The following is a 21550-nucleotide window of genomic DNA, read 5'->3' on the forward strand; positions in this document are numbered from 1 at the left end:
AGTGACGGTTGGAGGACTGAAAACGTGGTGGCTGGAACTGTGGACCAGACGATGGAGGTCCGTGCGGGCGTCATGGACGTGGTCAAGGCCTATGTCGCCCTGACCAAGCCCAGGATCATCGAACTGCTGCTGGTCACCACCCTGCCTGCGATGTTCCTCGCGGCGCAGGGCCTGCCCCGCTGGGACCTCGTCGTTTGGACGCTCTTCGGAGGCTTGTTCGCCGCGGCCAGCGCCAACACCTTCAACTGCATCCTGGACCGCGACATCGACGAGGTGATGCGCCGCACGCGCCGCCGCCCGATGCCCCGGCACCAGGTGAGCACCGCGGCCGCCACGGTCTTCGGGTTCGTGCTCGCCGTCGCCTCAACGCTGATCCTCGGGTTCGGGGCGAACTGGCTCTCGGCCGGGTTGGCGCTCGGCGCCAACGCCTTCTACGTCTTCATCTACACCATGTGGTTGAAGCGCCGCACGTCCCAGAACATCGTCTGGGGTGGCATCGCCGGTTGCTTCCCACCCCTCATCGGCTGGACCGCCGTCACCGGCGAACTGGCCGTGGCGCCCTTCATCATGTTCATGATCGTGTTCCTGTGGACGCCGCCCCACACCTGGGCGCTGGCGTTCCGCTACAAGGACGACTACGCGGCAGCCGGCGTCCCGATGCTTCCCGTGGTGCGCACCGCACCGCAGGTGGCCACCCAGATCCTGGTCTACTCCGTGGCGACGGTGGCGGTCTCACTGCTGCTGTGGCCCGTGGCCCCCACGGGCTGGATCTACCCGGTGGTTGCCGCCGTCACTGGCGCCGTGTTCCTGGTGGAGGCCGTCCGGCTGCTGCTGCGCGCCCGCGCCGGGCTGGAGGGTGCGCAGCTGAAGGCGATGCGCCTGTTCCACTGGTCCAACAGCTACCTGGCGCTGCTGTTCCTCGCCATGGCCGTGGACCCGCTGCTCACCTGATCCCGCCGCGCCACCGGCTCAGGAGGTCCAGGAGAACACCCTCCGGGCCAGCGCCAGCCCGATGACGGACCAAGCCGCCAGGACCACGAGCGACAGCGGCGTCCCCGAGCGGAGTCCCTCTCCGAGCGCCCCGGTGGGCAGCAACTGGATGACCGGTTGCAGCCACGTCGGGTAGCGGTCCGCCGGGAGCATGATCCCGGCAGCCATGCCGACGAGGTAGACGAGGTTCGCCAGGGCGAGGGTCACCTCGGGGCGCGCCGTCCCCGCCAGTGACAGGGCCAGCCCCGCGAAGGCGACCATGGCGAGGGCCGCGCACCCGAGCGCCACCAGGACGTGGACCGTGTCGGGCATCGGCCGCCAGCCGAGCACCAGCGCCACCATTCCGAGCACCGCCACCTGGGCGGTGGTGATGGCCGCGATCCCCAGGGCCTTCCCGAGCAGGATCCCGGTCTTGCCGAGCGGGGTGGCGGACAGGCGCTCGAGGACGTTGTAGCGCCGTTCGAAGCCCGTGGCGATCGCCAGCGAGGTGAAGCAGGACGACCAGATGGCCAGTGCCAGCACCGAAGGAGCTGTCGTGGCGAAGGGCAGGCCCAGACGGTCACCGAAGAAGCGGCCGCCGAACAGGATCGCGATCGGGATGACGAGGGCCAGCAGTGCCTGCTCGCCGTTCCTGATGATCAGGGTGGCCTCGGTCCGGGCGTGGGCGAGGACCTGCTGGCGACGGGGCGCGGCGGTTCCGGTGGGAGACAGGTCGAGGCTCATTCGCGGTCTCCGGTGGTGTTGGCGAGGAAGACCTCCTCGAGGTCCGCGTGGCGGGTGAGGTCCGCCACGCTTCCCCGGGCGGTGATGGTGCCGCGGTCGATGATGGCCACCTCGTCGGCGAGTTCCGCGGCCTCGTGCATGTCGTGGGTGGTCAGGACGACGGCGACCCCCGCTGCCCGGACCTCGGTGACCAGCGCCCAGACGTTGCGCTTGGCCCTGACGTCGAGGCCGGCCGTCGGCTCGTCGAGGAACACCAGACCCGGTCGACCCACCAGTGCCCCGGCCAGGTTGACCGCCTGCTGCTGACCCCCGGAGAGGCGACGGTAGGGGGTGTTTTCGAAAGGCCCGATCCCGAGCCTCGAAACCAGTTCGGGCACCGGCTGTGGAGAGGCGTAGAGTCGGGCGAGGTAGCGCAGCAGGTGTGCCGGGGTGATGGCGGACCAGGCGCCCGTCGACTGCGGCATCAGCCCCACTCGGGCCCGCGCCGTCGCCGATCCGGGAGCGGCTCCGAACAGTTCGACGGTGCCGGAATCGGGGGTGACCAGACCCGTGCAGCAGCGGATGAAGGTGGTCTTGCCGGCGCCGTTGGGGCCGAGCAGGGCGGTGACCCTCCCGGGTGTGGCGTCCAGGTCCAGGCCGGCGAGGGCTGCGACGCCGTTGAAGCTCACGCTGACGTCGCGCGCCACGAGCACAGGGGAGGTTTGCACGAGTGACAGCCTACCGACGGTCCGCGACGGGGTGTTCGCCCGCAAGGTTGGGCAGGCAACCCTTATTTGAAAACAAAACTGGATTACGAAACACTGGAGTGCGCAATTACCGAAGGGAGGGGGTAGGCCGTGTCACAAGACGTTGAGGTGGAGAACGAGGCAGAGGTCTCGACCCGGCAGCGGGTGATCCGCAGCATCCTCGATGAAGGTCCCTCGACAGCGCGCCAGCTCGCCGAACGGCTCGAGCTGACCCCGGCAGCCATCCGGCGCCATCTCGGCGCCCTCCTGGCGGAGGGAATCCTGGACCAGCACGAGCAGCGGGTCTACGGCCAGCGCGGTCGAGGACGTCCGTCGAAGGTCTTCGCCCTGACAGACCATGGGCGCTCCGAGTTCAAACAGGCCTATGATGACCTGGCCATCGCCGCCATCCGCAAGCTCGTCGACGCGGTGGGCCCGACGGCCGTCCGGGACTTGGCCACCGAACGCCTCGAGCACCTCGAGGAACGCTTCGAGGACCTGCGGGCCCTCGAGCCCGACCGCCCGGCGATGGAACTGCTCATCGAGGCACTCGGCGAGGACGGGTACGCCCCGTCCGTGCGTCCGGTTCGCTCCGGTGACCAGCTCCTGCAGCACCACTGCCCGGTGGCCCACGTGGCGGCCGAGTTCCCGATGCTGTGCGAGGTGGAGACCCAGCTGTTCGGTCGCCTCCTCGACTCCCACGTGCAACGGCTTGCCACCATCGCCCACGGCGACGGTGTCTGCACCACGCACGTCCCCAAACCACTACCCACCCCGATCTCGCTCTCTAGCAGGAAGTGACTTTCATGACACAGACAGCACCGCAGCAGGCCCCCGGCCTGGGCTCCACCCAGGACGAGCACCTCGATGCCCTCGGCAACTACCGGTTCGGGTGGCACGACTCCGACGAGGCCGGCCAGGCCGCCCGTCGTGGCCTCAACGAGGACGTCGTCAACAACATTTCTGACCTGAAGGGCGAGTCCCAGTGGATGCGTGACCTGCGCCTCAAGGGCCTCAAGATGTTCGAGCGCAAGCCCATGCCCAACTGGGGCGCGGACCTGAGCGGCATCGACTTCGACAACATCAAGTACTTCGTGCGTTCCACCGAGAAGCAGGCCCAGACCTGGGAGGACCTGCCCGAGGACATCAAGACCACCTACGACCGGCTCGGCATCCCCGAGGCGGAGAAGGCCCGCCTCGTCGCAGGCGTCGCGGCCCAGTACGAGTCCGAGGTGGTCTACCACAAGATCAACGAGGAGCTCGAGCGCCAGGGCGTCCTGTTCCTGGACACCGACACCGCACTTCGCGAGCACCCCGAGATCTTCGAGGAGTACTTCGGCACCGTCATCCCCGTCGGCGACAACAAGTTCGCCGCGCTGAACACGGCCGTGTGGTCCGGTGGCTCCTTCATCTACGTCCCCAAGGGCGTCCACGTCGAGATCCCGCTGCAGGCGTACTTCCGCATCAACACGGAGAACATGGGCCAGTTCGAGCGGACCCTGATCATCGTCGACGAGGGTGCCTACGTGCACTACGTCGAGGGCTGCACCGCCCCGATCTACTCGTCCGACTCGCTGCACAGCGCCGTCGTCGAGATCATCGTGAAGAAGAACGCCCGCTGCCGCTACACGACCATCCAGAACTGGTCCAACAACGTCTACAACCTCGTCACCAAGCGCGCCACCTGCGAGGAGGGCGCGACGATGGAGTGGATCGACGGCAACATCGGTTCCAAGGTCACCATGAAGTACCCGGCCGTCTACCTTATGGGCGAGCACGCCCACGGCGAGACCCTGTCCATCGCCTTCGCCGGCGAGGGCCAGCACCAGGACGCCGGCTCCAAGATGGTGCACTGCGCCCCGCACACCACCAGCTCCATCGTGAGCAAGTCGGTGGCCCGCAGCGGCGGCCGTTCCTCCTACCGTGGCCTCGTGCAGGTGGACCCGGGCGCCGTGCACTCGTCCTCCGGCGTGATGTGCGACGCCCTGCTGGTGGACACCATCTCCCGCTCGGACACCTACCCCTACGTGGACATCCGCGAGGAGGACGTTTCGATGGCCCACGAGGCCACCGTCTCGAAGGTCTCCGAGGACCAGCTGTTCTACCTGATGAGCCGCGGCATGGACGAGCTCGAGGCCACCGCCATGATCGTGCGCGGCTTCATCGAGCCCATCGCCCGTGAGCTCCCCATGGAGTACGCGCTCGAGCTCAACCGCCTGATCGAGCTCCAGATGGAGGGTGCGGTCGGCTGACCGCCGGCCCCCGTCCCAGGCATCAAGAGTTCGAGTACGAGAAGGAACCCCAATTGACCACCACTGCCCAAACCCCGAATGTGGCCGCTGCCATCGAGACCGTCGAGTCGCACCTCCACCCCACGCCCTCGTGGGACCTGGCCGACCACCCGGTCCCGACCGGCCGTGAGGAGATCTGGCGCTTCACCCCGGTGAAGAAGCTGAAGCGACTCTTCGACGCCGAGGCCGAGGCCGGTTCCCTGGACTGGCAGGCCGACCTCCCTGAGGGCGTCACCGTCACCGAGATCAGCTCCGACGAGGCCCGCGGCCTGGCCGTCGAGGCCCCCGTCGACCGCGTCTCGGCCGTCGCCGCGGACCGCAGCGGCCGCCGCACGCACATCCAGATCCCGGCCGACGGCGACTACACCGAGCCGATCGTGTTCACCGCCACCGGCAACGGTGAGGTGGCCCGCGACCACTTCATCCTCAGCGTCGGCACCAACGCCCGCGCCACCGTCATCTTCCGCTTCGAGGGCTCGGCCCTGTTCGCGGAGAAGTCCGACTTCATCGTCGGTGAGGGGGCGCAGCTGAACCTCGTCACCGTCCAGGACTGGGCCGACGACGCGGTCCACGGTGGCCAGCGCTCGCTGAGCGTCGGTCGCAACGCCCACGTGAAGACCGTCACCGCCTCCCTGGGTGGTGCCGCGGTGCGCCTGCAGGAGAACTTCCGCTACGACGGACCCGGCGGCGAGCTCGAGGGCTACGGCCTGTACTTCGTGGACAACGAGCAGCACATCCAGCACCGCCTGTTCGTGGACCACAACGAGCCCCACACCAAGTCCAACGTGGACTACCGCGGCGCGCTGCAGGGCAAGGGCGCGCACGCCGTGTGGATCGGCGACGTGCTGATCCGCAAGGCCGCCGAGGGCATCGACACCTACGAGTCCAACAAGAACCTGCTGCTCACCGAGGGCTGCCAGGCCGACTCCGTGCCGAACCTGGAGATCGAGACCGGCGAGATCGCCGGTGCCGGCCACTCCTCGTCCACCGGTCGCTTCGACGACCTGCAGCTGTTCTACCTGCGCAGCCGCGGCATCCCGGAGCAGGAGGCCCGCCGTCTCGTCGTGCACGGCTTCTTCTGGGACATCATCCGGCGCATCGACGTCGACGAGATCGAGAACAAGATGCTCGAGCGCGTCGAGCGCGAGCTCGAGACGCTGGAAGCGGTCAAGGCCGGCGCATGACCTTCGTCACCGTCGCGGAGCTGGGCGAGCTGGTCGACGACGTTCCGCTGGCCGCGGACGTCGACGACGAGCTGACCGTCGCGATCGTGCGTCACCAGGGCAACCTGTACGCCATCGAGGACGAGTGCTCGCACGGCAACGTGCCGCTGTCGGAGGGCGACGTCGAGGGCGGGACCATCGAGTGCTACCTGCACGGGTCCCGCTTCGACCTGGCCACAGGCGCGGTCCTGAACCTGCCCGCCACCGAACCGGTCCGGGTGTTCCCGGTCCGGATCGAGGACGGCAACATCCAGGTCGATCCCGACTCGACCATCACTGACTTCACGAACTGAAAACCCAGAGGAGCACCCAAGAAATGTCCACTCTCAAGATCACCGACCTGCACGCCGACGTCCTCACCGAGGACGGCCCCAAGCAGATCCTCAAGGGCGTCAACCTGACGATCAACCCGGGTGAGATCCACGCCATCATGGGCCCCAACGGCTCCGGCAAGTCCACCCTGGCCTACGCCATCGCCGGCCACCCCAAGTACGAGATCACCTCCGGCTCCGTCACCCTCGACGGCGAGGAGCTCACCGAGCTCAGCGTCGACGAGCGCGCCAAGGCCGGGCTGTACCTGGCCATGCAGTACCCGGTCGAGGTCCCCGGCGTGTCCGTGTCCAACTTCCTGCGCACCGCCAAGACCGCCCTGGACGGCGAGGCCCCGAAGCTGCGCACCTGGGTCAAGGACGTCGAGAAGGCCCTCGAGGGCCTGCAGCTCGACAAGTCCTTCGCGAGCCGCTCGGTCAACGAGGGCTTCTCCGGCGGTGAGAAGAAGCGCCACGAGATCGCCCAGCTCGAGCTGCTGAACCCGAAGGCAGCCATCCTCGACGAGACCGACTCCGGCCTCGACATCGACGCCCTGCGCATCGTCTCCGAGGGTGTCAACAAGTTCGCGGAGAAGGGCGACCGTGCGCTGATGCTGATCACGCACTACACCCGCATCCTGCGCTACATTGACCCGACCTTCGTGCACGTGTTCGTCAACGGACAGATCGTCGAGTCCGGCGGCCGCGAGCTCGCCGACAAGCTCGAGGCCAACGGCTACGAGGAGTACGTCAAGGCTGCTGCAGCCGCAGCGGTCTGAGCCACCTGACCGGCAAACCGGACAAGCCCCAGGAAGAGAAGGTGAACGTGTTCGACGTCGACGCCATCAGGCGCGATTTCCCGATCCTGTCGCGCACCCAGGGGGACCAGCCCCTGGTGTACCTGGACTCGGGGAACACGTCGCAGAAGCCGCAGGCCGTGATCGACGCGCTGTCGGAGCACTACTCCCGACACAACGCGAACGTGGCCAGGGCGATGCACCTCCTCGGGGCGGAGGCCACCGAGGCCTACGAGGGCGCACGCAGCGCCGTCGCAGGCTTCATCGGAGCCGCGCGCCCCGAGGAGGTCATCTTCACCAAGAACGCCTCCGAGGCGCTGAACCTCGCGGCCCACAGCCTGGGGGCCGGTCTGCAGCCGGGTGACGAGGTGGTGATCTCCGTGATGGAGCACCACTCGAACATCGTGCCGTGGCAGCTGCTGTGCGAACGCACCGGCGCCACGCTGCGCTGGTTCGACGTCACCGACGACGGCCGCCTCGACCTGGAGGCCGCCGAGCGGGACTCCCTGATCAACGAGCGCACGAAGATCGTCTCGCTGGTGTGGGTCTCGAACGTCGTCGGGACGCGCAACCCGGTCTCCGAGATCGCCGCGAAGGCGCACGAGGTGGGCGCCACCGTCGTGGTGGACGGCTCGCAGGCCGTGCCGCACCAGGCCACCTTCGTGGAGTCGCTCGGGGCTGACCTGATGGCGTTCACCGGGCACAAGATGCTCGGGCCCACCGGCATCGGCGTCCTCTGGGGCCGTTACGACCTGCTCGCCTCCCTGCCGCCGTTCCTGGGTGGCGGCGAGATGATCGAGGTGGTGGAGATGGGTCACTCCACCTTCGCGGCCCCGCCCTACCGGTTCGAGGCCGGCACCCCGCCGATCGCGCAGGCGGTCGGTCTGGGTGCCGCGGTGAAGTACCTCGAGGCCGTGGGGATGGACGCCATCGAGGCCCACGACCACGAGATCACGGCCTACGCCCTGGACAAGCTGCAGGCGATCGAGGGACTCACGATCCTGGGGCCCAAGGAGGCCGTGGAGCGGGGCAGCGCCATCTCCTTCAACCTGGACGGGGTCCACCCGCACGACGTGATGCAGGTGCTGGACTCGCGCGGCGTCGCCATCCGTGGCGGCCACCACTGCGCCCGCCCCCTGCACAAGCGGCTCGGGCACCAGAGCTCCACCCGTGCCTCGTCCTACCTGTACACCACCACCGCGGAGATCGACGCCCTCGCCGACGCGCTGGTGCACACCCGCAACTACTTCGCACCGCGATTCGGGGGTTGAGCCGATGAACATCGACGAGCTCTACCAGACCATCATCCTCGACCACTACCGCGAGAAGCACCACAGCGGCCTGCGGGACCCGCACGACGCCCAGGTCCACCACGTCAACCCCTCCTGCGGCGACGAACTGACCCTGCGCGTCCGCCTGGACGGCCAGCAGATCGCCGACGTCTCCTACGAGGGGGTGGGCTGCTCCATCTCCCAGGCCTCGACGTCGGTCATGACGGACCTGGTCATCGGTACCGAGATCTCACACTTCATGGGCCTGTACGATGATTTCCTGGAGATGATGCAGTCGAAGGGCCAGATCGAACCGGACGAGGATCGCTTCGAGGACGCCATCGCATTCGCCGGCGTCAGCAAGTTCCCCGCCCGCGTCAAGTGCGCGTTGCTCGCCTGGGCAGCGCTGCGGGACGCCGTCAGCCAAGCCACTGCCGAGGAGGCACTCTGATGTACGAAACCAACACCCGTCCGAGCGATCTCGTGAAGGACGACCTGCCCGACGTGGGCGCCGGCTCCGCCGTGCCCACCGAGGAGGAGGTCCTCGAGGCGATGAAGGACGTCGTGGACCCCGAACTGATGGTCAACGTCGTCGACCTCGGGCTCGTCTACGGCGCCAACGTCGACGACGAGGGCAACGTCACCCTCGACATGACCCTGACCTCGCCCACCTGTCCGCTCACCGACAAGATCGAGTACGACACCAAGTACGTGCTCGACGGCCTTGCCAAGTCCGTGGCCATCAACTGGGTCTGGCTGCCGCCGTGGAGCCTGGAGATGATCACCGACGACGGCCGCGAGCAGCTGCGCGCCGTCGGCTACAACCTCTGACGAGCTGACCACGACGGGCCGCCCTTCCCGGGCCGGCCCGTCGTCGTGTTTCCGCGGTGACCCGACTCGCCGACCGGAATCGACGGCGGGGTGGCTCGCCACCTTCTCGCCGAAAGGGTTCGGCGTGTCGGGTCGGGCGGGTAGCGTCGGGGGCAACCACTTCGCAAGGAGGCGACGATGCCCACACTGACCACCACCGGTGATGCCCCCGTCGAACTGCACTACACGGACACCGGCGGTCTCGGCAGACCCATCGTGCTGGTGCACGGCTGGCCGCTCAGCGGCGAGTCGTTCAAGGCCAACGAGGCCGCCCTCACTGGCGCGGGGCTGCGCGTGATCACCTACGACCGACGCGGTTTCGGCCGCTCCGCCAAGCCCGCAACCGGCTACCACTACGACCGGCTCGCCTCGGACCTGCATGACCTCGTGAAACAGTTGGGACTGCGTGACTTCGTCCTGCTCGGGTTCTCGATGGGCGGCGGGGAGGTGGTGCGTTACTGCTCCACCTACGGCACCGACGACGTCGCGGCCGTGGTGCTGTCCGGATCCATCGCCCCGGCCCTGGCGCAGGGGGAGGACAACCCCGACGGCGCCATGCCGTTCTCCGCGTTCCAGGAGATGTCCGAGGCCTGCGCCGCCGACCACGCCGGGTTCGTGGACCAGTTCGTGACGAACTTCTTCTCCAACGACGACGGGCTCACGGTGGCTGCGGAGGTCCGGCAGGAGGCGCTCCGGCAGGCCCTGCAGAGCGACCCGCAGGCGGCCGCGGAGTGCATCCTGATCTGGGCGACGGACCTGCGCGACGACTGTGCCCGCATCGACGTCCCCACGCTGCTGCTCCACGGCGACGGCGACCAGAATGTCCCCCTCGCAGCCTCCAGCACCCGCGCCGCCCAGATCATCCCCGGCGCCAGCCTGCACGTGCTCAAGGGAGCCCCGCACGGCGCCAACCGCTCGCACCAGGGCGAGTGGGAGCGGGCCTTGATCGACTTCACCAACAGCCTCTGAGGCGTCGACGGCGCGGACTCCGTCAGGTGTCCGCGCCGTCGGGGCGCTACTTGAACCGGACGATGTTGTTGAACACCATCTTGGTCACCGTCCGGAACCCGGTACCGGTCCGCTCGACGACGCTGGCCTCGGCATAACTGCGGCAGCCGTTGCCGCCGGTGGCAGGCGTGTTGCACTCGGTTCGCCAACGGCGCCCGTCCGCGGCAACCCACTCGCCGGGGTTTGCCAGCGGGTTGTCCGCCCACAGCGCCTTCGGGGCGGCGACGTAGGTGAGGTTGTTGAACGCCCACTGGTTGAGCTGGAAGTACTGGTCACCCGAGCGGTGGATCTGGGTGGCCCAGATGTAGGTGAAGCAGCGGGTGGTCTGCGAGTAGGGCTCGCACACGGTCATCCAGCGGCGTCCGTTGACGTCGTGGAGCCCGGGGGTGGTGTAGAGGTCCCCGGGCGGGGTCGGATCTGGCGTGGGCTCTGGTGAGGGTTCCTCGCTCGGCTCGGGTGACGGCTCCTCGGTGGGAGTGTCCGGGAGGTCCACGGAGAACTCCACCACGTCGTCGTAGATCCGCCGCTCCACCGAGACCACGTCGTAGTCCTCGTCCAGGTGCGGGAACAGGTAGACGGGAGTGAGGACGACGTCGGCCTGGTCGCCGTTCCTGGTGATGTCGATCTGGAGGTGGCCGTAGTGGAGGCCCCCGTCCACCAGTTGCGGACGGCCGTCGACGAGTTCCCAGGTCTCCGGCTGGTCGCGAACGGCGCTCCACTGCGTGGCCGTGTTGAAGGCGAGCGGTTCGTACCCGCCGCCTTCGGCCGGCACCATCAACTCGCCGCGCAGGCCGTCGGCGGCCACCCCGATGTCGTAGGAGTGGAAGCCCTCGCCGTCACCGTCCTCGTCCACCCAGGAGCGTTCGAACATCTCGTCGTGTCCTGACAGGACCACGGAGACGCCGTGCTCCTCGAACATGGGGGTGTAGGCGCGCATGGCCACGCCGGACTGGTTGTCCGGGATGGCGTGGTTCGGCGGGACCCCGTGGACACCGATGGAGTACGCGGCGTGGTGGAACTGGACGATGATGATCTGGCCATCGGCTGCTGCGTCCGCGAGCTGCTCCTGGGCCCACTCCCACTGGCGGGAGGCCGGGTCCATGTTGGGCAGGTCCACGTCATCGGCGGTGCTGCCGGGGAAGACCTCCTGGTAGGCCGCCGCGTAGGCATCGTAGGTGAACTCGCCCTGCGTGTCCGTGGACAGGTTCTCCGGGGTGAGCTCCGTGTCGTCGCCGGTGATGGTCGGCAGGCTCCCGTCGCCGGCGCTCTCGTCGGGACGCCCGTTGGTGGAGTCGAGAGTGAGCACGGTGAGCGGCCCGTGGTCCGCGCGGTAGTAGGAGCCACGGGCGGCGGGGTTCTCCGGGTCCACCGGGTGCGTCCAGTAGTCGAGGTACTTGTTCCTCGAGATCACGGCGGGGGATCGGTCCTCGTCGGTGCCATAGCCGCCGTTGAGGGCGGCGAAGGTCTCCCAGTTCCCCACTGCGGTCAGGAACGGGATCTGCGAGGCGAGGGTCCCGTGTTCTCCGGCGACGTAGCCGAAGAACTCGTCCCAGGCGGGCTGATAGCCGGATCCCTGGGACAGGTCGCCGGCGATGATCATCAGGTCCGGGTCCTGCTCCTCGATGACGCGCATGTTCTCCTGCATCGCGCGGTCCTGGTCCATGGGGTATCGCAGCGTGAACTGGTCGTAGCGGGTGGTGCTCCCGTGCCTGGCGACGTAGTCGGAACCCTCGCCGGGACGTTCGGCGGAGCCCTCGGTGTACGGGTTGGTGAAGCTGAGTTCCCACTCGCGCTGCTCCGTGCGGCCATAGGGCTCGGTCTCGGAGTCGGAGAAGGCGGCGATGCGGATGTGGTCCCAGTCCTCGGCGGTGGGGGCCGTCCGGAACGTCCGGGTGAACTCCTCACCGCCCTGCTCCACCGTGTACTCGTAGGCCTCGCCCGGCTGCAGGCCGGCGACGTCGACGATGTGGCGGTAGTTGGTGTTGGCCTTCAGCCAGGATCCCTGCTCGAGTCCGTCGATCTCCTGGGCGAGTTCAGCCTCCGTGTACTCGGCCAGCGGCAGGTACTCCGGTGCGGAGGTGAGCTGCACGCCCCCGTCGGGCAGTCCGGGGCCGGTGACCGTGGCGGTACCTGCGGTGTCGGTCTCGCTGACCCAGTTGAGCTGCATGCTCGTGGAGGAGGGGGCCAGCAGGTAGGGGTAGATGCGGAAGCCCTCGGCAGGCTCGGTGGGATCCGCGTGGGCGGGGGAGACGTTGGCGGCGCAGACGAGCGCACCGACGGCCAGGGCAACCACGAACTTCTTGTTCATCAGTATCCTCTTCGGGTGTGCCGGACGCTTGGCGACGGTGGGAGACCGGGCGGCGAGGCCCGGCGGCCGCAGCGTCAACGATCCTCGATGATCGGTTGGGAGACAGCGTACCGTTGGGGCATGCACTCTGACGTGGTTGTCTCCGTCATCACCGGCATCCTCGTGCTGATCGGGCTGGCGGGGATCGTGGTCCCGATCCTGCCCGGCAGCATCACCATCATCGTCGGACTGCTTGTCTGGGCGGTTTTCATCGGCTGGCCCGTGGGGTGGGTCGTGTTCGCCATCGGGACGGTGCTGTGCCTTGCCGGCATGGTGGGCACCTACGTCCTGACCGGGCGGGTGCTCAAGCGGGAGAAGATCCCGAACCGCTCCATCGTGATCGGCCTCGTGATCGGGGTGGTGGGCATGTTCCTCGTACCCGTGGTGGGGCTGCCGCTCGGGTTCGCGCTGGGCCTGTTCGCCGCGGAGTACCTGCGGGTGGGGGAGGTGCCCGGAGCGCTGAAGTCGTCCTGGGAGGCCATCAAGGCAGCGGCCCGGGGGATCCTGCTCGAGTTCGGCCTGTCAGGCTTGGCCGTGGTGACTTGGCTCGTCGGCCTGTCGTTCGTCTTCTGAGGCCGCGCCCGCGCGACGGGCCAGCAGCAGGGAGGCCACGGAAACGGCGAGGTCGATCACGGTCTGCGCCACCACCAGACCCACGGCCACCCGGAACGGCGAGACTCCGGAGCCCTCGCCCAAGATGGCGACCGCGCCGAACACCGTGGCCAGCAGCAGCGGTGCGAACCGCAGGTAGCCGGGCAGCAGGACCTGCCAGGTCCTCACGGCGAAGCGTCCGCCGCGGATGAACCAGCCGTCGGCGAGCGACCAGGCGTTGGCCAGCACGAGCGCGGCGGCCATCGGCAGGAGCGCCTTCCAACCACCGCTCGGACCGCCGGTCATCACGAGCAGGATCACCGCCCACACACCGCACACGACGCACAGGATTCCGATCAACCCCGAGTAGTGCAGCGTGAAGAAGTCCGCACTCGGGGACCGTGGGGACATCGTGCGCAACCTGACCACGGTGCCTCCGATCGACAGCAGCATCGCCAGCACGGTGTAGACCAAGAGGTCCGGCAACCCGATGGCCCCGGACAAGAGCGGGAACAGGGGCAGCAGTGTCCCGACGAGGATCAGCGCGAACTGCACGACCGTTGCCACGACGGGCGAGATGCGGGCCGCGATGGACTGCAGCAGGCCGATGCCGAGGCCGCGGAGCAAGGTGTTCACCGACGCCATGTTGCCGCAATAAGGGTCCGCACACAGGCCGGGTAGACTCGCCCCTTGTGCTACAGGTGAAGGATCTAGAGGTGCGGGCGGGAGCCCGTCTGTTGTTGTCCCCGGTGTCCTTCCAGGTGATCGACGGTGACCGCGTCGGACTGGTCGGCCGCAACGGTGCCGGCAAGACCACGCTCACCCGGATCCTGGCGGGGGAGGGACAGCCCGCCGCGGGCAACGTGACCCGTACCGGACAGCTCGGCTACCTGCCCCAGGACCCGCGCTCGGGGGACCCGGAGCAGATCGCGCGCGACCGGATCCTGGGGGCCCGCGGACTGGACGTGGTGATCCGTCGCCTGCGCCGCGCGGAGGAGGAGATGGCCCTCACCGACGGTGCCGAACGGGACAAGGCCATGGCCGCCTACACCCGGGCCGAGGACGCACTGCAGGCGGCCGGCGGCTACGGTGCGGAGGCGGAGGCGGCCCGGATCGCGGCCAACCTGGGCCTCCCGGACCGGGTGCTCTCACAGCCCCTCAAGACGCTCTCGGGGGGTCAGCGCCGTCGCATCGAGCTGGCGCGGATCCTGTTCTCCGACGCGGACACCCTGCTGCTGGACGAGCCGACCAACCACCTCGACGCCGACTCCATCGTGTGGCTGCGCAGCTACCTGCAGAACTTCTCCGGTGGGCTGATCATCATCAGCCACGACACGGAGCTGTTGGATGCCGTCGTGAACAAGGTCTTCCACCTGGACGCCAACCGGGCCGAGATCGACGTCTACTCCATGAACTGGAAGCGCTACCTGCTGCAGCGTGACACCGACGAGAAGCGCCGCAAGCGCGAGCGGGTGAACGCGGAGAAGAAGGCCACGCAGCTGATGGCGCAGGCGGACAAGATGCGTGCCAAGGCCACCAAGGCCGTCGCGGCCCAGAACATGGCGAAGCGGGCCGAGAAGCTGCTCGCCGGCATCGAGGGGGAGCGCCAGGCCGACCAGGTGGCCAAGATCCGCTTCCCGGAGCCGGCGCCCTGCGGCAAGACGCCGCTGCGCGGCGACGGCCTCTCCAAGGCCTACGGTTCCCTCGAGGTGTTCACCGCCGTCGACCTCGCCATCGACAAGGGTTCGAAGGTGGTCATCCTGGGCCTCAACGGCGCGGGCAAGACCACCATGCTGCGGATCCTCGCAGGTCTGGAGGACCCGGACACGGGCGAGCGCCTGCTCGGCCACGGTGCCAAGCTCGGCTACTACGCTCAGGAGCACGAGACCCTGGACGTGAACCGGAGCGTGCTGGAGAACATGGTCTCCGCGTCGCCGAACCTGAACGACACCGAGGTGCGCAAGGTGCTGGGCTCGTTCCTGTTCATGGGAGACGACGTTGCCAAGCCCGCGCGGGTGCTCTCGGGCGGCGAGAAGACCAGGCTGGCGCTCGCCATGCTGGTGGTCTCTGCGGCCAACGTGCTGCTGCTCGACGAGCCCACCAACAACCTGGACCCGGCCTCCCGCGCCGAGGTGCTCAACGCCATCCGCACCTACGCCGGCGCCGTCGTCCTGGTCACGCACGACCCGGGCGCCGTCGAGGCCCTCGAACCGGACCGGGTCCTGGTGCTGCCGGACGGCGTCGAGGACCTCTGGAGCGACGAGTACCAGGAGCTCGTGGACCTGGCTTGAGCGTTCGCGCACCCCTCCTGAGCATTCGATCACTCACCGCGTGCCCATTGTCTACGCTGGAAGCTCGAAGACGAACAGGAGTGGCAATGGCGCGAATCAAGTTTGGTACCGGCGGTTGGCGAGCGATCATCGGGGATGAGTTCATCCGCGCCAACGTCCGGCTCCTCTCGGCTGCGCTGGCCGCGAAGATGGTCGACGAGGGCGTGGCCGAGCGCGGCATCGTCATCGGCTACGACCGCCGGTTCCTCTCCGACGTCGCCGCGCAGTGGGCGGCTGAGGTGTTCGCCGGTGCGGGGATCCCGTGCCAGGTGATCAAGGTGGCCCAGGCCCCGACACCGTTGATCATGTGGACGGTGAAGGACCAGGAACTGCCCTACGGCATGGCGATCACGGCCTCCCACAACCCGGCGCTGTACAACGGCATCAAGGTGTTCACCGCCGGCGGCAAGGACGCCGACGAGGACGTCACGCTGGACGTCGAGGAGCGCATGACTGCCCTCGAGGGTGCGGGCGAGGAGCAGATCGTCGAGATCGACTACGCGAAGGCTGTGGACCGTGGCGCGGTGGTGGAGATCAACCCGTTCAACGGCTACATCGACTCGATCATCTCGCAGGTGGACATGGAGGCGATCCGTGGCGCGCAGTTGAAGGTGGCGCTGGACCCGATGTTCGGGGTCTCGCGCACGTCGTTGCAGACCATCCTGCTGACGGCGCGCTGCGAGGTGGATGTCATCAACGACCGCCATGACACGCTGTTCGGCGGCAAGCTGCCCTCGCCCACGAGCGCGGGGCTGTCCGCGCTGAAGCGTTTCGTCGTGGACAACAAGTCGGACCTGGGCATCGCCACCGACGGCGACGCCGACCGCATCGGCGTCATCGACGACAAGGGCAACTTCCTGCACCCGAACCAATTGCTGGTGATCCTCTACTACTACCTGCTGAAGTACAAGGGTTGGAAGGGGCCCGTGGTCCGCAACGTCGCCACCACCTCGCTGCTCGACGACGTCGCCGAGCGTTTCGGGGAGAAGTGCTACGAGGTCCCGGTGGGCTTCAAGTGGATCTCGGGCAAGATGTTGGAGACCGACGCCATCATCGGCGGCGAGTCCTCCGGTGGCCTGACGGTGCGCGGCCACATCTCCGGCAAGGACGGCATCTACGCCGCAGCCCTGCTGGTGGAGATGATCGCCGTCGTGGGCAAGTCCATGAGCGAGATCTACGACGAGATCACCGGCCAGTTCGCCCCGCACTACATGGCGGAGACCGATTTCGCGTTCGACCCCGAGCGCAAGCCGGAGATCCTCAACACCCTGATGGTGGAGAAGAAGCTGCCCGAGTTCACCGCGAAGGTGACCGACACCAACTACATGGACGGCTGCAAGGTCTACTTCGAGCAGGGCTGGATCATCGCCCGCTTCTCCGGCACCGAGCCGCTGCTGCGCATCTTCTGTGAGATGCCGGACCGGGCCCAGGCGGAGCAGGCGTGCGACGAGTTCCGCCAGTTCCTCGGCCTCTGAGGCACAGACGTGAAGAACCCGACGAGCCGCGCCCGTCGGGTTCTCCGTTCCCAGGGGAATTCGGTCAGCTGAAGCGGACCATGTTGTTGAAGACCTCCCTGGTGACGGTGCGGTAGGTGCCGCCGCGACGCTCGATGACGTCGGCGGTCACGAAGGTGCGGCAGCCGCCCTGGCCGGTGAGGGCCGTGTCGCACTCGGTGCGCCACTGGCGTCCCTCGCTGGTCCAGCTGCCGTTCTTGCCGAGCGGGTTGTTGGCGTACATGGAGCGCGGCATGGGCTTGTAGGTGAGGTTGTTGAAGTACCAGCCGGACTTGTTCACGTAGCGCCCACCGTCGCGGGTCACCTGGGTGGCCCAGATCTCGGTGGTGCAGCGCTCGGACTGCGAGTAGGGGGCGCACACGGTGCGCCACTCACGGCCGTTCTTGCTCCAGCGGCCCTCGGTCACGTAGATGTCCACGTTGGCGCCGTTCTGTCCGGTGCCGGGGCCGGTGGAGCCGCCACCGCCGGCGGGCCGCAGGTTCCGGCACTGGTCCTCGAGGTTCCCGTCGGCGGTGTTGCCGGTGCCGGTGGGGGCGGGGGTGTTGGACTTGCACTGGATGTTGCCCTCGGCGCGGTTGTTGTCGAGCACCTTGGCGCCGGAGCGGTTGCTGAACAGTTGGATGTCGCCGTCGACACGGTTGCCGGAGAGGGTGATGGCGCCGCCCTGCTCGAGCTGGATGTTGCCGTTCACGCGGCTGTTGCTGACCGCGACCGAACGGTGTCCCTGGCTCTGGATGTTGCCGTCCACGGTGACGTTGTTGGCCGAGAGGGTGGCGTTGGAACCCACCTCGACGTTGCCGTCGATGCGGGTGCCGTTGAGGTTGCAGGAGGCGCCGGAGGGGACGATGACGTTGCCGTCGACGTAGCCGGAGCCGATGCTGCCGCGACAGGTCCGGTCATCGGCGGAGGCGGTGGGGGCCGCGAGGGCGAGGCCGCCGATCGCGAGGGCCGCGCTGGCTGCGACGGCGAGGAGACGCTTCATTGTGTTCTGCCTTTCCTTTGGTGGGGAACCATTGGAACTGATCCAATCGTGGGCAGATGAGGTCTCGATGTGGGGTGGGTTAGAGAGTTCTAATCCACTCGCGTGAACGCCGCGACGCCCACCTGCAGGGTCACGTCGGCGGCCGGCACGCGCTCCGGGGCGGCGTGGAACGCGTTCGGTCCCATCGCGACGAGGGCGGTGGCCTCCGCCTCCCGGAGTTGGAGGCGACGGCGGACCTCGACGGTGGCGGCGGGGGAGAAGTGCTCCCGCAGCTGAGCTGTGACCTCCACCAGCTTGTCCGCGCCCACGTCGAGCAGGCCGTGGCGCCTGCGGAGCTCCACCAGGTGGTCCGGTCCGGGTACCACCACGACGAGGGTGCCGCCGGGTTGCAGCACCCTGGCGAACTCGGCGGGGTTGCGGGGAGCGAACACGCACGCGACGGCGTCCACCGACGCGTCCGCGAGCGGCAGGCCGGCCCAGGTGTCGGCGACGACGGCGGCCATCCGGGGATGGGCCTTCGCCGCGCGGCGGGCGGCGGCGGGGGAGACGTCACTGGCCAGGCCGAGCGCCCCTGGGCTCGCGTCGAGTGCGGCGGCCAGGTGGTGCCCCGTGCCCGCCCCGACCTCGAGCAGCCGCTCGCGCCCGGCGACGGCGGCGGCGACGGCGTCGCTCAAGTCCCGATAGTGGCCGGAGGACAGGAACCGGTCCCGGGCCGCCAGCATGGCGGGAGTGTCCGCGTTGGCGGGTGCTGCCCGGCCCAGCAGGTTCACGTACCCCTGGCGGGCGACGTCGAAGGCGTGGCCCGTGCCGCACCGCAGCACGCCGTCGGCGAGTTCCATGGGAGCGGCGCAGTTCGGGCAGGCGAGCCAGCCGGCCACCCGCTGCAGTGCGTCACTCGGCGGCACTGGTGGCTTCCTCGGCCTCCCGCTCCGCCCTCGCCTCCCGGGCCGCGGCCAGACGTGCCAGCTTCTCCGCCTTCTGCCGTGCCTTCCTGCGGTCCTGCAGGTCCGCCCGGATCAGCACGCCGATCCCGATCACTGCGATGGCGCCGAAGGCGAACCACTGCAGCGCGTAGGAGAAGTGGTTGCCCTCGTCCAGGACCGGCGGCTCCATGGGCACCAGGTCCTCGCCGTTGGCGGGACTGGAGGTGGACAGGATCACGTAGCCGGGCAGCAGTTCGCGCCCGAGCGATTCCGCGATCGCCTCCGAGTTGATGAGCCTCACCTTGAACTCGTGCGGTACCACCGCGGTGTCGTCGCCCTGCTCGTCGCGGTGGACGTATCCCATCACCGCCACCTCGCCGGCCGGGGGCTCGGGGAGCACCTCGGTGTCCGGTTGCCCGGCCTGACGGGGGATGAAGCCGCGGTTCACGATGAGCTCGTCGCCCTCGAGCGTGGTGAGCACCGCCGCCACCTCGATCCCGGCGGAGTCGTCGTAGTTGCGGTAGCGCACCTGGAACTGCTCGCCGGTGTAGGTGCCGGTGAGCTCGACGCGCTGCCACTGCGCCTCGTCGGCGATGGGGCCGCCCATCACGTCGCGGTACGGCACGGGCGCCAGGCCCTCGTTCGCCACCACCGTCTCGTTGCTGGCGCGGCGCTGCTCCAGCCGGTCGAGCTGCCACTCGCCCAACTTCACGCACGCGAACGCCACCAGGCTGAGGAACACCGCGAGGGCCACCCAGCGCAGGATCATCTTCTTCACTCGTCGTCCTCCACGACGCCCTCGATCACTTCGGAGGGCGGCAGGGCGGGCCGGTCCTCGTCGTCCTCCGGGGCCACGGGCGGGGGCCTGTGGTCGGAGTTGTTGGCCATCAGCACGGCGATCATCGGCAGGAACGCAGCAGCCAGCAGCGTGACCACCTTCCACCACCCGGGCACGAACAGGAACGCGAAGAAGCACGCGGTCCGGATGCTCATCGTGATGAAGTAGCGGCGCTCGCGCTCGTCGACGTCCGGGGTGCGCCCACGCGCAGCAGTGGTGATGAGCTGCGTGTCCGAAGCGTGACGTGAGAATGCCATGGTCTGTCCAGCATATGCCCGTTGCGGTAGGTTGACGCCGTGGAAGAATCTCGCGTTGTCCTGGTAACCGGCGGCTCCAAGGGAATCGGTCGGGTGATCGCCGAACGATTCCGCGATGCGGGGTACCGCGTCGCGGCCACCTACAGGTCCGGGGGAGTGCCCGACGGCGTCCTCGGCCTGCAGTGCGACATCACGGACCAGGCCCAGGTGGACGCCGCCTATGAGCAGGTGGAGGCCGAACTCGGGCCGGTGGAGATCCTCGTCGCCAACGCCGGCGTCACGAAGGACACCCTCATCCTGCGCATGAGCGACGAGGACTGGGACCAGGTCATCGACACCAACCTCACCGGCACCTTCCGCGTGGTGCGCCGGGCCGCCCGGCCCATGACGCGCGCCCGGTTCGGCCGCGTCATCCTGATCTCCTCGGTGGTTGGCTTCATCGGTTCCCCCGGCCAGCTCAACTACGCGGCCTCCAAGTCGGCGCTGGTGGGCATGGCGCGAAGCCTCACCAGGGAACTCGGCAGCCGCAACATCACCGCCAACGTGATCGCACCCGGGTTCATCGAGACCGACATGACCGCAGTCCTGCCGGAGGACACCATCGCCGGCTACAAGTCCCGCATCCCGTCGGGCCGCCTCGGCAGCAGCGACGACGTCGCCGCCGCAGCGCTGTTCCTCGCGGGCGACGCCGCGGGCTACATCTCCGGAGCCGTGCTGCCCGTCGACGGCGGCCTCGGCATGGGCCACTGACAAACCGTAAGGAAGACATGGGAATCCTCGAAGGCAAGAACATCCTCGTCACCGGCGTGACGATGAACTCCTCCATCGCCTACGCCGCGGCCGAGATCGCGCAGCAGGAGGGGGCCAACGTCGTCGTCTCCGCCGCCGGCCGGGCCGTCAGCCTGGCCCGCCGCGTCGTCGCGCGGATGGAGAACCCCCTGCCGCTGATCGAACTGGACGTGACCGACCCCGAGCACCTCGCCAACCTGCCCGAGGCCCTGGGCGAGCACCTCACCGGCGGCCTGGACGGACTGGTGCACTCGATCGCGTTCGCGGATCCGGAGAAGGCCCTGGGCGGTGCGTTCCTGTCCACCGACTGGGAGACCGTCTCCAAGGCCGTCGAGATCTCCGCCTACTCCCTGCAGAGCCTGACCATGGCCGCCCGACCCATCATGAACACCGGCGCCAGCGTCGTCGGCCTGACCTTCGACGCCCGCGTGTCCTGGCCGGCCTACGACTGGATGGGTGTGGCCAAGGCCGCGCTCGAGTCAACGTCGCGCTACCTCGCCCGCTACCTCGGGCCCGACGGCATCCGCTCCAACCTCGTGGCCGCCGGCCCCATCGACACCCTCGCCAAGAAGGCGATCCCCGGCTCGGCGGACTTCAACGCCATCTGGTCGGAGCGGGCCCCCATGAAGTGGGACGCCACCGACGCGGTGCCAGCCGGCAAGGCCGTCGTGGCCCTGCTGTCCGACTGGTTCCCCGCCACCACCGGCGAGATGATCCACGTCGACGGCGGGCTGCATTCCACCGGGGCCTGACCACGGCTCACGCCTCACCCC

Annotated in this window: 23 protein-coding genes; 15 read left to right on the forward strand and 8 right to left on the reverse strand. The window is 68.5% G+C overall.

Annotated features, from left to right (window positions below; all coding sequences use genetic code 11):
- Positions 1-51 precede the first annotated feature (51 nt).
- Positions 52-951: a heme o synthase gene (locus ACYU7G_RS16320; RefSeq protein ID WP_461110046.1), complete on the forward strand. Its 900-nt coding sequence runs from the start codon at positions 52-54 to the stop codon at positions 949-951.
- Positions 952-969: 18 nt separating this feature from the next.
- On the opposite strand, the gene ACYU7G_RS16325 is transcribed toward ACYU7G_RS16320, so the two are convergent.
- Both ACYU7G_RS16325 and ACYU7G_RS16330 read right to left on the reverse strand, forming a co-directional pair.
- Positions 970-1713: an ABC transporter permease gene (locus ACYU7G_RS16325; RefSeq protein ID WP_461109784.1), complete on the reverse strand. Its 744-nt coding sequence runs from the start codon at positions 1711-1713 to the stop codon at positions 970-972.
- Entirely contained in the window at positions 1710-2420 is a 711-nt protein-coding gene (locus tag ACYU7G_RS16330; RefSeq protein ID WP_461109786.1) for an ABC transporter ATP-binding protein, read from the reverse strand. The genes ACYU7G_RS16325 and ACYU7G_RS16330 overlap by 4 nt, the downstream gene beginning before the upstream one ends.
- Positions 2421-2549: 129 nt before the next feature.
- Between ACYU7G_RS16330 and ACYU7G_RS16335 the strand changes: the two genes are divergently transcribed.
- From ACYU7G_RS16335 to ACYU7G_RS16375, 9 genes are all read left to right on the forward strand, one after another.
- Positions 2550-3239: a helix-turn-helix transcriptional regulator gene (locus ACYU7G_RS16335; protein ID WP_461109788.1), complete on the forward strand. Its 690-nt coding sequence runs from the start codon at positions 2550-2552 to the stop codon at positions 3237-3239.
- 5 nt (positions 3240-3244) lie between these two features.
- Positions 3245-4690 (forward strand): Fe-S cluster assembly protein SufB, encoded by a 1446-nt coding sequence (gene sufB, locus ACYU7G_RS16340; RefSeq protein ID WP_461109790.1) that lies wholly within the window; start codon positions 3245-3247, stop codon positions 4688-4690.
- A gap of 53 nt (positions 4691-4743) precedes the next feature.
- Positions 4744-5913, forward strand: a complete 1170-nt coding sequence (gene sufD, locus ACYU7G_RS16345) for a Fe-S cluster assembly protein SufD (protein WP_461109792.1) — start codon at positions 4744-4746, stop codon at positions 5911-5913.
- The gene (locus tag ACYU7G_RS16350) at positions 5910-6245 is read left to right on the forward strand and encodes a non-heme iron oxygenase ferredoxin subunit (protein WP_461109794.1); all 336 of its coding nucleotides are present in this window, start codon (positions 5910-5912) and stop codon (positions 6243-6245) included. The genes sufD and ACYU7G_RS16350 overlap by 4 nt, the downstream gene beginning before the upstream one ends.
- Before the next feature lie 23 nt (positions 6246-6268).
- Positions 6269-7039, forward strand: a complete 771-nt coding sequence (gene sufC / locus ACYU7G_RS16355) for a Fe-S cluster assembly ATPase SufC (RefSeq protein WP_461109796.1) — start codon at positions 6269-6271, stop codon at positions 7037-7039.
- 47 nt (positions 7040-7086) lie between these two features.
- Complete coding sequence (locus ACYU7G_RS16360; protein WP_461110047.1) at positions 7087-8328, forward strand: cysteine desulfurase; 1242 nt, start codon at positions 7087-7089, stop codon at positions 8326-8328.
- Positions 8329-8332: 4 nt separating this feature from the next.
- Positions 8333-8779, forward strand: coding sequence for a Fe-S cluster assembly sulfur transfer protein SufU (gene sufU / locus ACYU7G_RS16365; RefSeq protein WP_461109798.1), 447 nt, complete (start codon positions 8333-8335; stop codon positions 8777-8779).
- On the forward strand, positions 8779-9159 hold the full coding sequence (locus tag ACYU7G_RS16370) for a metal-sulfur cluster assembly factor (RefSeq protein WP_461109800.1): 381 nt from the start codon (positions 8779-8781) through the stop codon (positions 9157-9159). Before sufU ends, ACYU7G_RS16370 begins: the two co-directional genes overlap by 1 nt.
- Before the next feature lie 177 nt (positions 9160-9336).
- The gene (locus tag ACYU7G_RS16375; RefSeq protein WP_461109802.1) at positions 9337-10167 is read left to right on the forward strand and encodes an alpha/beta fold hydrolase; all 831 of its coding nucleotides are present in this window, start codon (positions 9337-9339) and stop codon (positions 10165-10167) included.
- 46 nt (positions 10168-10213) lie between these two features.
- On the opposite strand, the gene ACYU7G_RS16380 is transcribed toward ACYU7G_RS16375, so the two are convergent.
- Positions 10214-12514 (reverse strand): metallophosphoesterase family protein, encoded by a 2301-nt coding sequence (locus ACYU7G_RS16380; protein ID WP_461109804.1) that lies wholly within the window; start codon positions 12512-12514, stop codon positions 10214-10216.
- Between the two features lie 120 nt (positions 12515-12634).
- On the opposite strand from ACYU7G_RS16380, the gene ACYU7G_RS16385 reads away from it, so the two are divergent.
- Positions 12635-13126, forward strand: coding sequence for a DUF456 domain-containing protein (locus ACYU7G_RS16385; protein ID WP_461109806.1), 492 nt, complete (start codon positions 12635-12637; stop codon positions 13124-13126).
- Here ACYU7G_RS16385 and ACYU7G_RS16390 read toward each other — a convergent pair.
- Positions 13076-13780, reverse strand: a complete 705-nt coding sequence (locus ACYU7G_RS16390) for a DUF6498-containing protein (protein ID WP_461109808.1) — start codon at positions 13778-13780, stop codon at positions 13076-13078. The two genes, ACYU7G_RS16385 and ACYU7G_RS16390, sit on opposite strands and share 51 nt — an antisense overlap.
- A gap of 56 nt (positions 13781-13836) precedes the next feature.
- Between ACYU7G_RS16390 and ACYU7G_RS16395 the strand changes: the two genes are divergently transcribed.
- Both ACYU7G_RS16395 and ACYU7G_RS16400 read left to right on the forward strand, forming a co-directional pair.
- A complete protein-coding gene (locus ACYU7G_RS16395) occupies positions 13837-15435 on the forward strand; it encodes an ABC-F family ATP-binding cassette domain-containing protein (RefSeq protein WP_461109810.1) in 1599 nt (532 codons plus the stop codon).
- An 86-nt stretch (positions 15436-15521) separates the two neighbouring features.
- Positions 15522-16949 carry a phosphoglucomutase/phosphomannomutase family protein gene (locus tag ACYU7G_RS16400; protein WP_461109812.1) on the forward strand — a complete coding sequence of 476 codons (1428 nt, stop codon included), beginning with the start codon at positions 15522-15524 and terminating at the stop codon, positions 16947-16949.
- Between the two features lie 64 nt (positions 16950-17013).
- Here ACYU7G_RS16400 and ACYU7G_RS16405 read toward each other — a convergent pair whose 3' ends face one another.
- The 4 genes from ACYU7G_RS16405 to ACYU7G_RS16420 form a co-directional block, all read right to left on the reverse strand.
- Positions 17014-17970 (reverse strand): hypothetical protein, encoded by a 957-nt coding sequence (locus ACYU7G_RS16405; protein WP_461109814.1) that lies wholly within the window; start codon positions 17968-17970, stop codon positions 17014-17016.
- Between the two features lie 89 nt (positions 17971-18059).
- Entirely contained in the window at positions 18060-18875 is an 816-nt protein-coding gene (locus ACYU7G_RS16410; RefSeq protein ID WP_461109816.1) for a putative RNA methyltransferase, read from the reverse strand.
- The gene (locus ACYU7G_RS16415; RefSeq protein WP_461110048.1) at positions 18862-19662 is read right to left on the reverse strand and encodes an SURF1 family cytochrome oxidase biogenesis protein; all 801 of its coding nucleotides are present in this window, start codon (positions 19660-19662) and stop codon (positions 18862-18864) included. Before ACYU7G_RS16415 ends, ACYU7G_RS16410 begins: the two co-directional genes overlap by 14 nt.
- A 5-nt stretch (positions 19663-19667) precedes the next feature.
- Entirely contained in the window at positions 19668-19988 is a 321-nt protein-coding gene (locus ACYU7G_RS16420) for a DUF3099 domain-containing protein (RefSeq protein ID WP_461109818.1), read from the reverse strand.
- 39 nt (positions 19989-20027) lie between these two features.
- On the opposite strand from ACYU7G_RS16420, the gene fabG reads away from it, so the two are divergent.
- Together fabG and fabI are read left to right on the forward strand one after the other, a co-directional pair.
- Positions 20028-20738 carry a 3-oxoacyl-ACP reductase FabG gene (gene fabG, locus ACYU7G_RS16425; RefSeq protein ID WP_461109820.1) on the forward strand — a complete coding sequence of 237 codons (711 nt, stop codon included), beginning with the start codon at positions 20028-20030 and terminating at the stop codon, positions 20736-20738.
- A 17-nt stretch (positions 20739-20755) separates the two neighbouring features.
- The gene (gene fabI, locus ACYU7G_RS16430) at positions 20756-21529 is read left to right on the forward strand and encodes an enoyl-ACP reductase FabI (RefSeq protein WP_461109822.1); all 774 of its coding nucleotides are present in this window, start codon (positions 20756-20758) and stop codon (positions 21527-21529) included.
- Positions 21530-21550 lie beyond the last annotated feature (21 nt).

It is taken from the genome of Tessaracoccus terricola (assembly GCF_054776555.1).

What these genes read in the sequence shown, in the direction of transcription:
- ACYU7G_RS16320 (WP_461110046.1), top strand. Translation starts at nt 52, where the DNA reads ATGGAGGTCCGTGCGGGCGTCATGGACGTGGTCAAGGCCTATGTCGCC.
- ACYU7G_RS16325 (WP_461109784.1), bottom strand. Translation starts at nt 1,713, where the DNA reads ATGAGCCTCGACCTGTCTCCCACCGGAACCGCCGCGCCCCGTCGCCAG.
- sufB (WP_461109790.1), top strand. Translation starts at nt 3,245, where the DNA reads ATGACACAGACAGCACCGCAGCAGGCCCCCGGCCTGGGCTCCACCCAG.
- ACYU7G_RS16350 (WP_461109794.1), top strand. Translation starts at nt 5,910, where the DNA reads ATGACCTTCGTCACCGTCGCGGAGCTGGGCGAGCTGGTCGACGACGTT.
- sufC (WP_461109796.1), top strand. Translation starts at nt 6,269, where the DNA reads ATGTCCACTCTCAAGATCACCGACCTGCACGCCGACGTCCTCACCGAG.
- sufU (WP_461109798.1), top strand. Translation starts at nt 8,333, where the DNA reads ATGAACATCGACGAGCTCTACCAGACCATCATCCTCGACCACTACCGC.
- ACYU7G_RS16370 (WP_461109800.1), top strand. Translation starts at nt 8,779, where the DNA reads ATGTACGAAACCAACACCCGTCCGAGCGATCTCGTGAAGGACGACCTG.
- ACYU7G_RS16375 (WP_461109802.1), top strand. Translation starts at nt 9,337, where the DNA reads ATGCCCACACTGACCACCACCGGTGATGCCCCCGTCGAACTGCACTAC.
- ACYU7G_RS16380 (WP_461109804.1), bottom strand. Translation starts at nt 12,514, where the DNA reads ATGAACAAGAAGTTCGTGGTTGCCCTGGCCGTCGGTGCGCTCGTCTGC.
- ACYU7G_RS16385 (WP_461109806.1), top strand. Translation starts at nt 12,635, where the DNA reads ATGCACTCTGACGTGGTTGTCTCCGTCATCACCGGCATCCTCGTGCTG.
- ACYU7G_RS16400 (WP_461109812.1), top strand. Translation starts at nt 15,522, where the DNA reads ATGGCGCGAATCAAGTTTGGTACCGGCGGTTGGCGAGCGATCATCGGG.
- ACYU7G_RS16405 (WP_461109814.1), bottom strand. Translation starts at nt 17,970, where the DNA reads ATGAAGCGTCTCCTCGCCGTCGCAGCCAGCGCGGCCCTCGCGATCGGC.
- ACYU7G_RS16415 (WP_461110048.1), bottom strand. Translation starts at nt 19,662, where the DNA reads ATGATCCTGCGCTGGGTGGCCCTCGCGGTGTTCCTCAGCCTGGTGGCG.
- ACYU7G_RS16420 (WP_461109818.1), bottom strand. Translation starts at nt 19,988, where the DNA reads ATGGCATTCTCACGTCACGCTTCGGACACGCAGCTCATCACCACTGCT.
- fabI (WP_461109822.1), top strand. Translation starts at nt 20,756, where the DNA reads ATGGGAATCCTCGAAGGCAAGAACATCCTCGTCACCGGCGTGACGATG.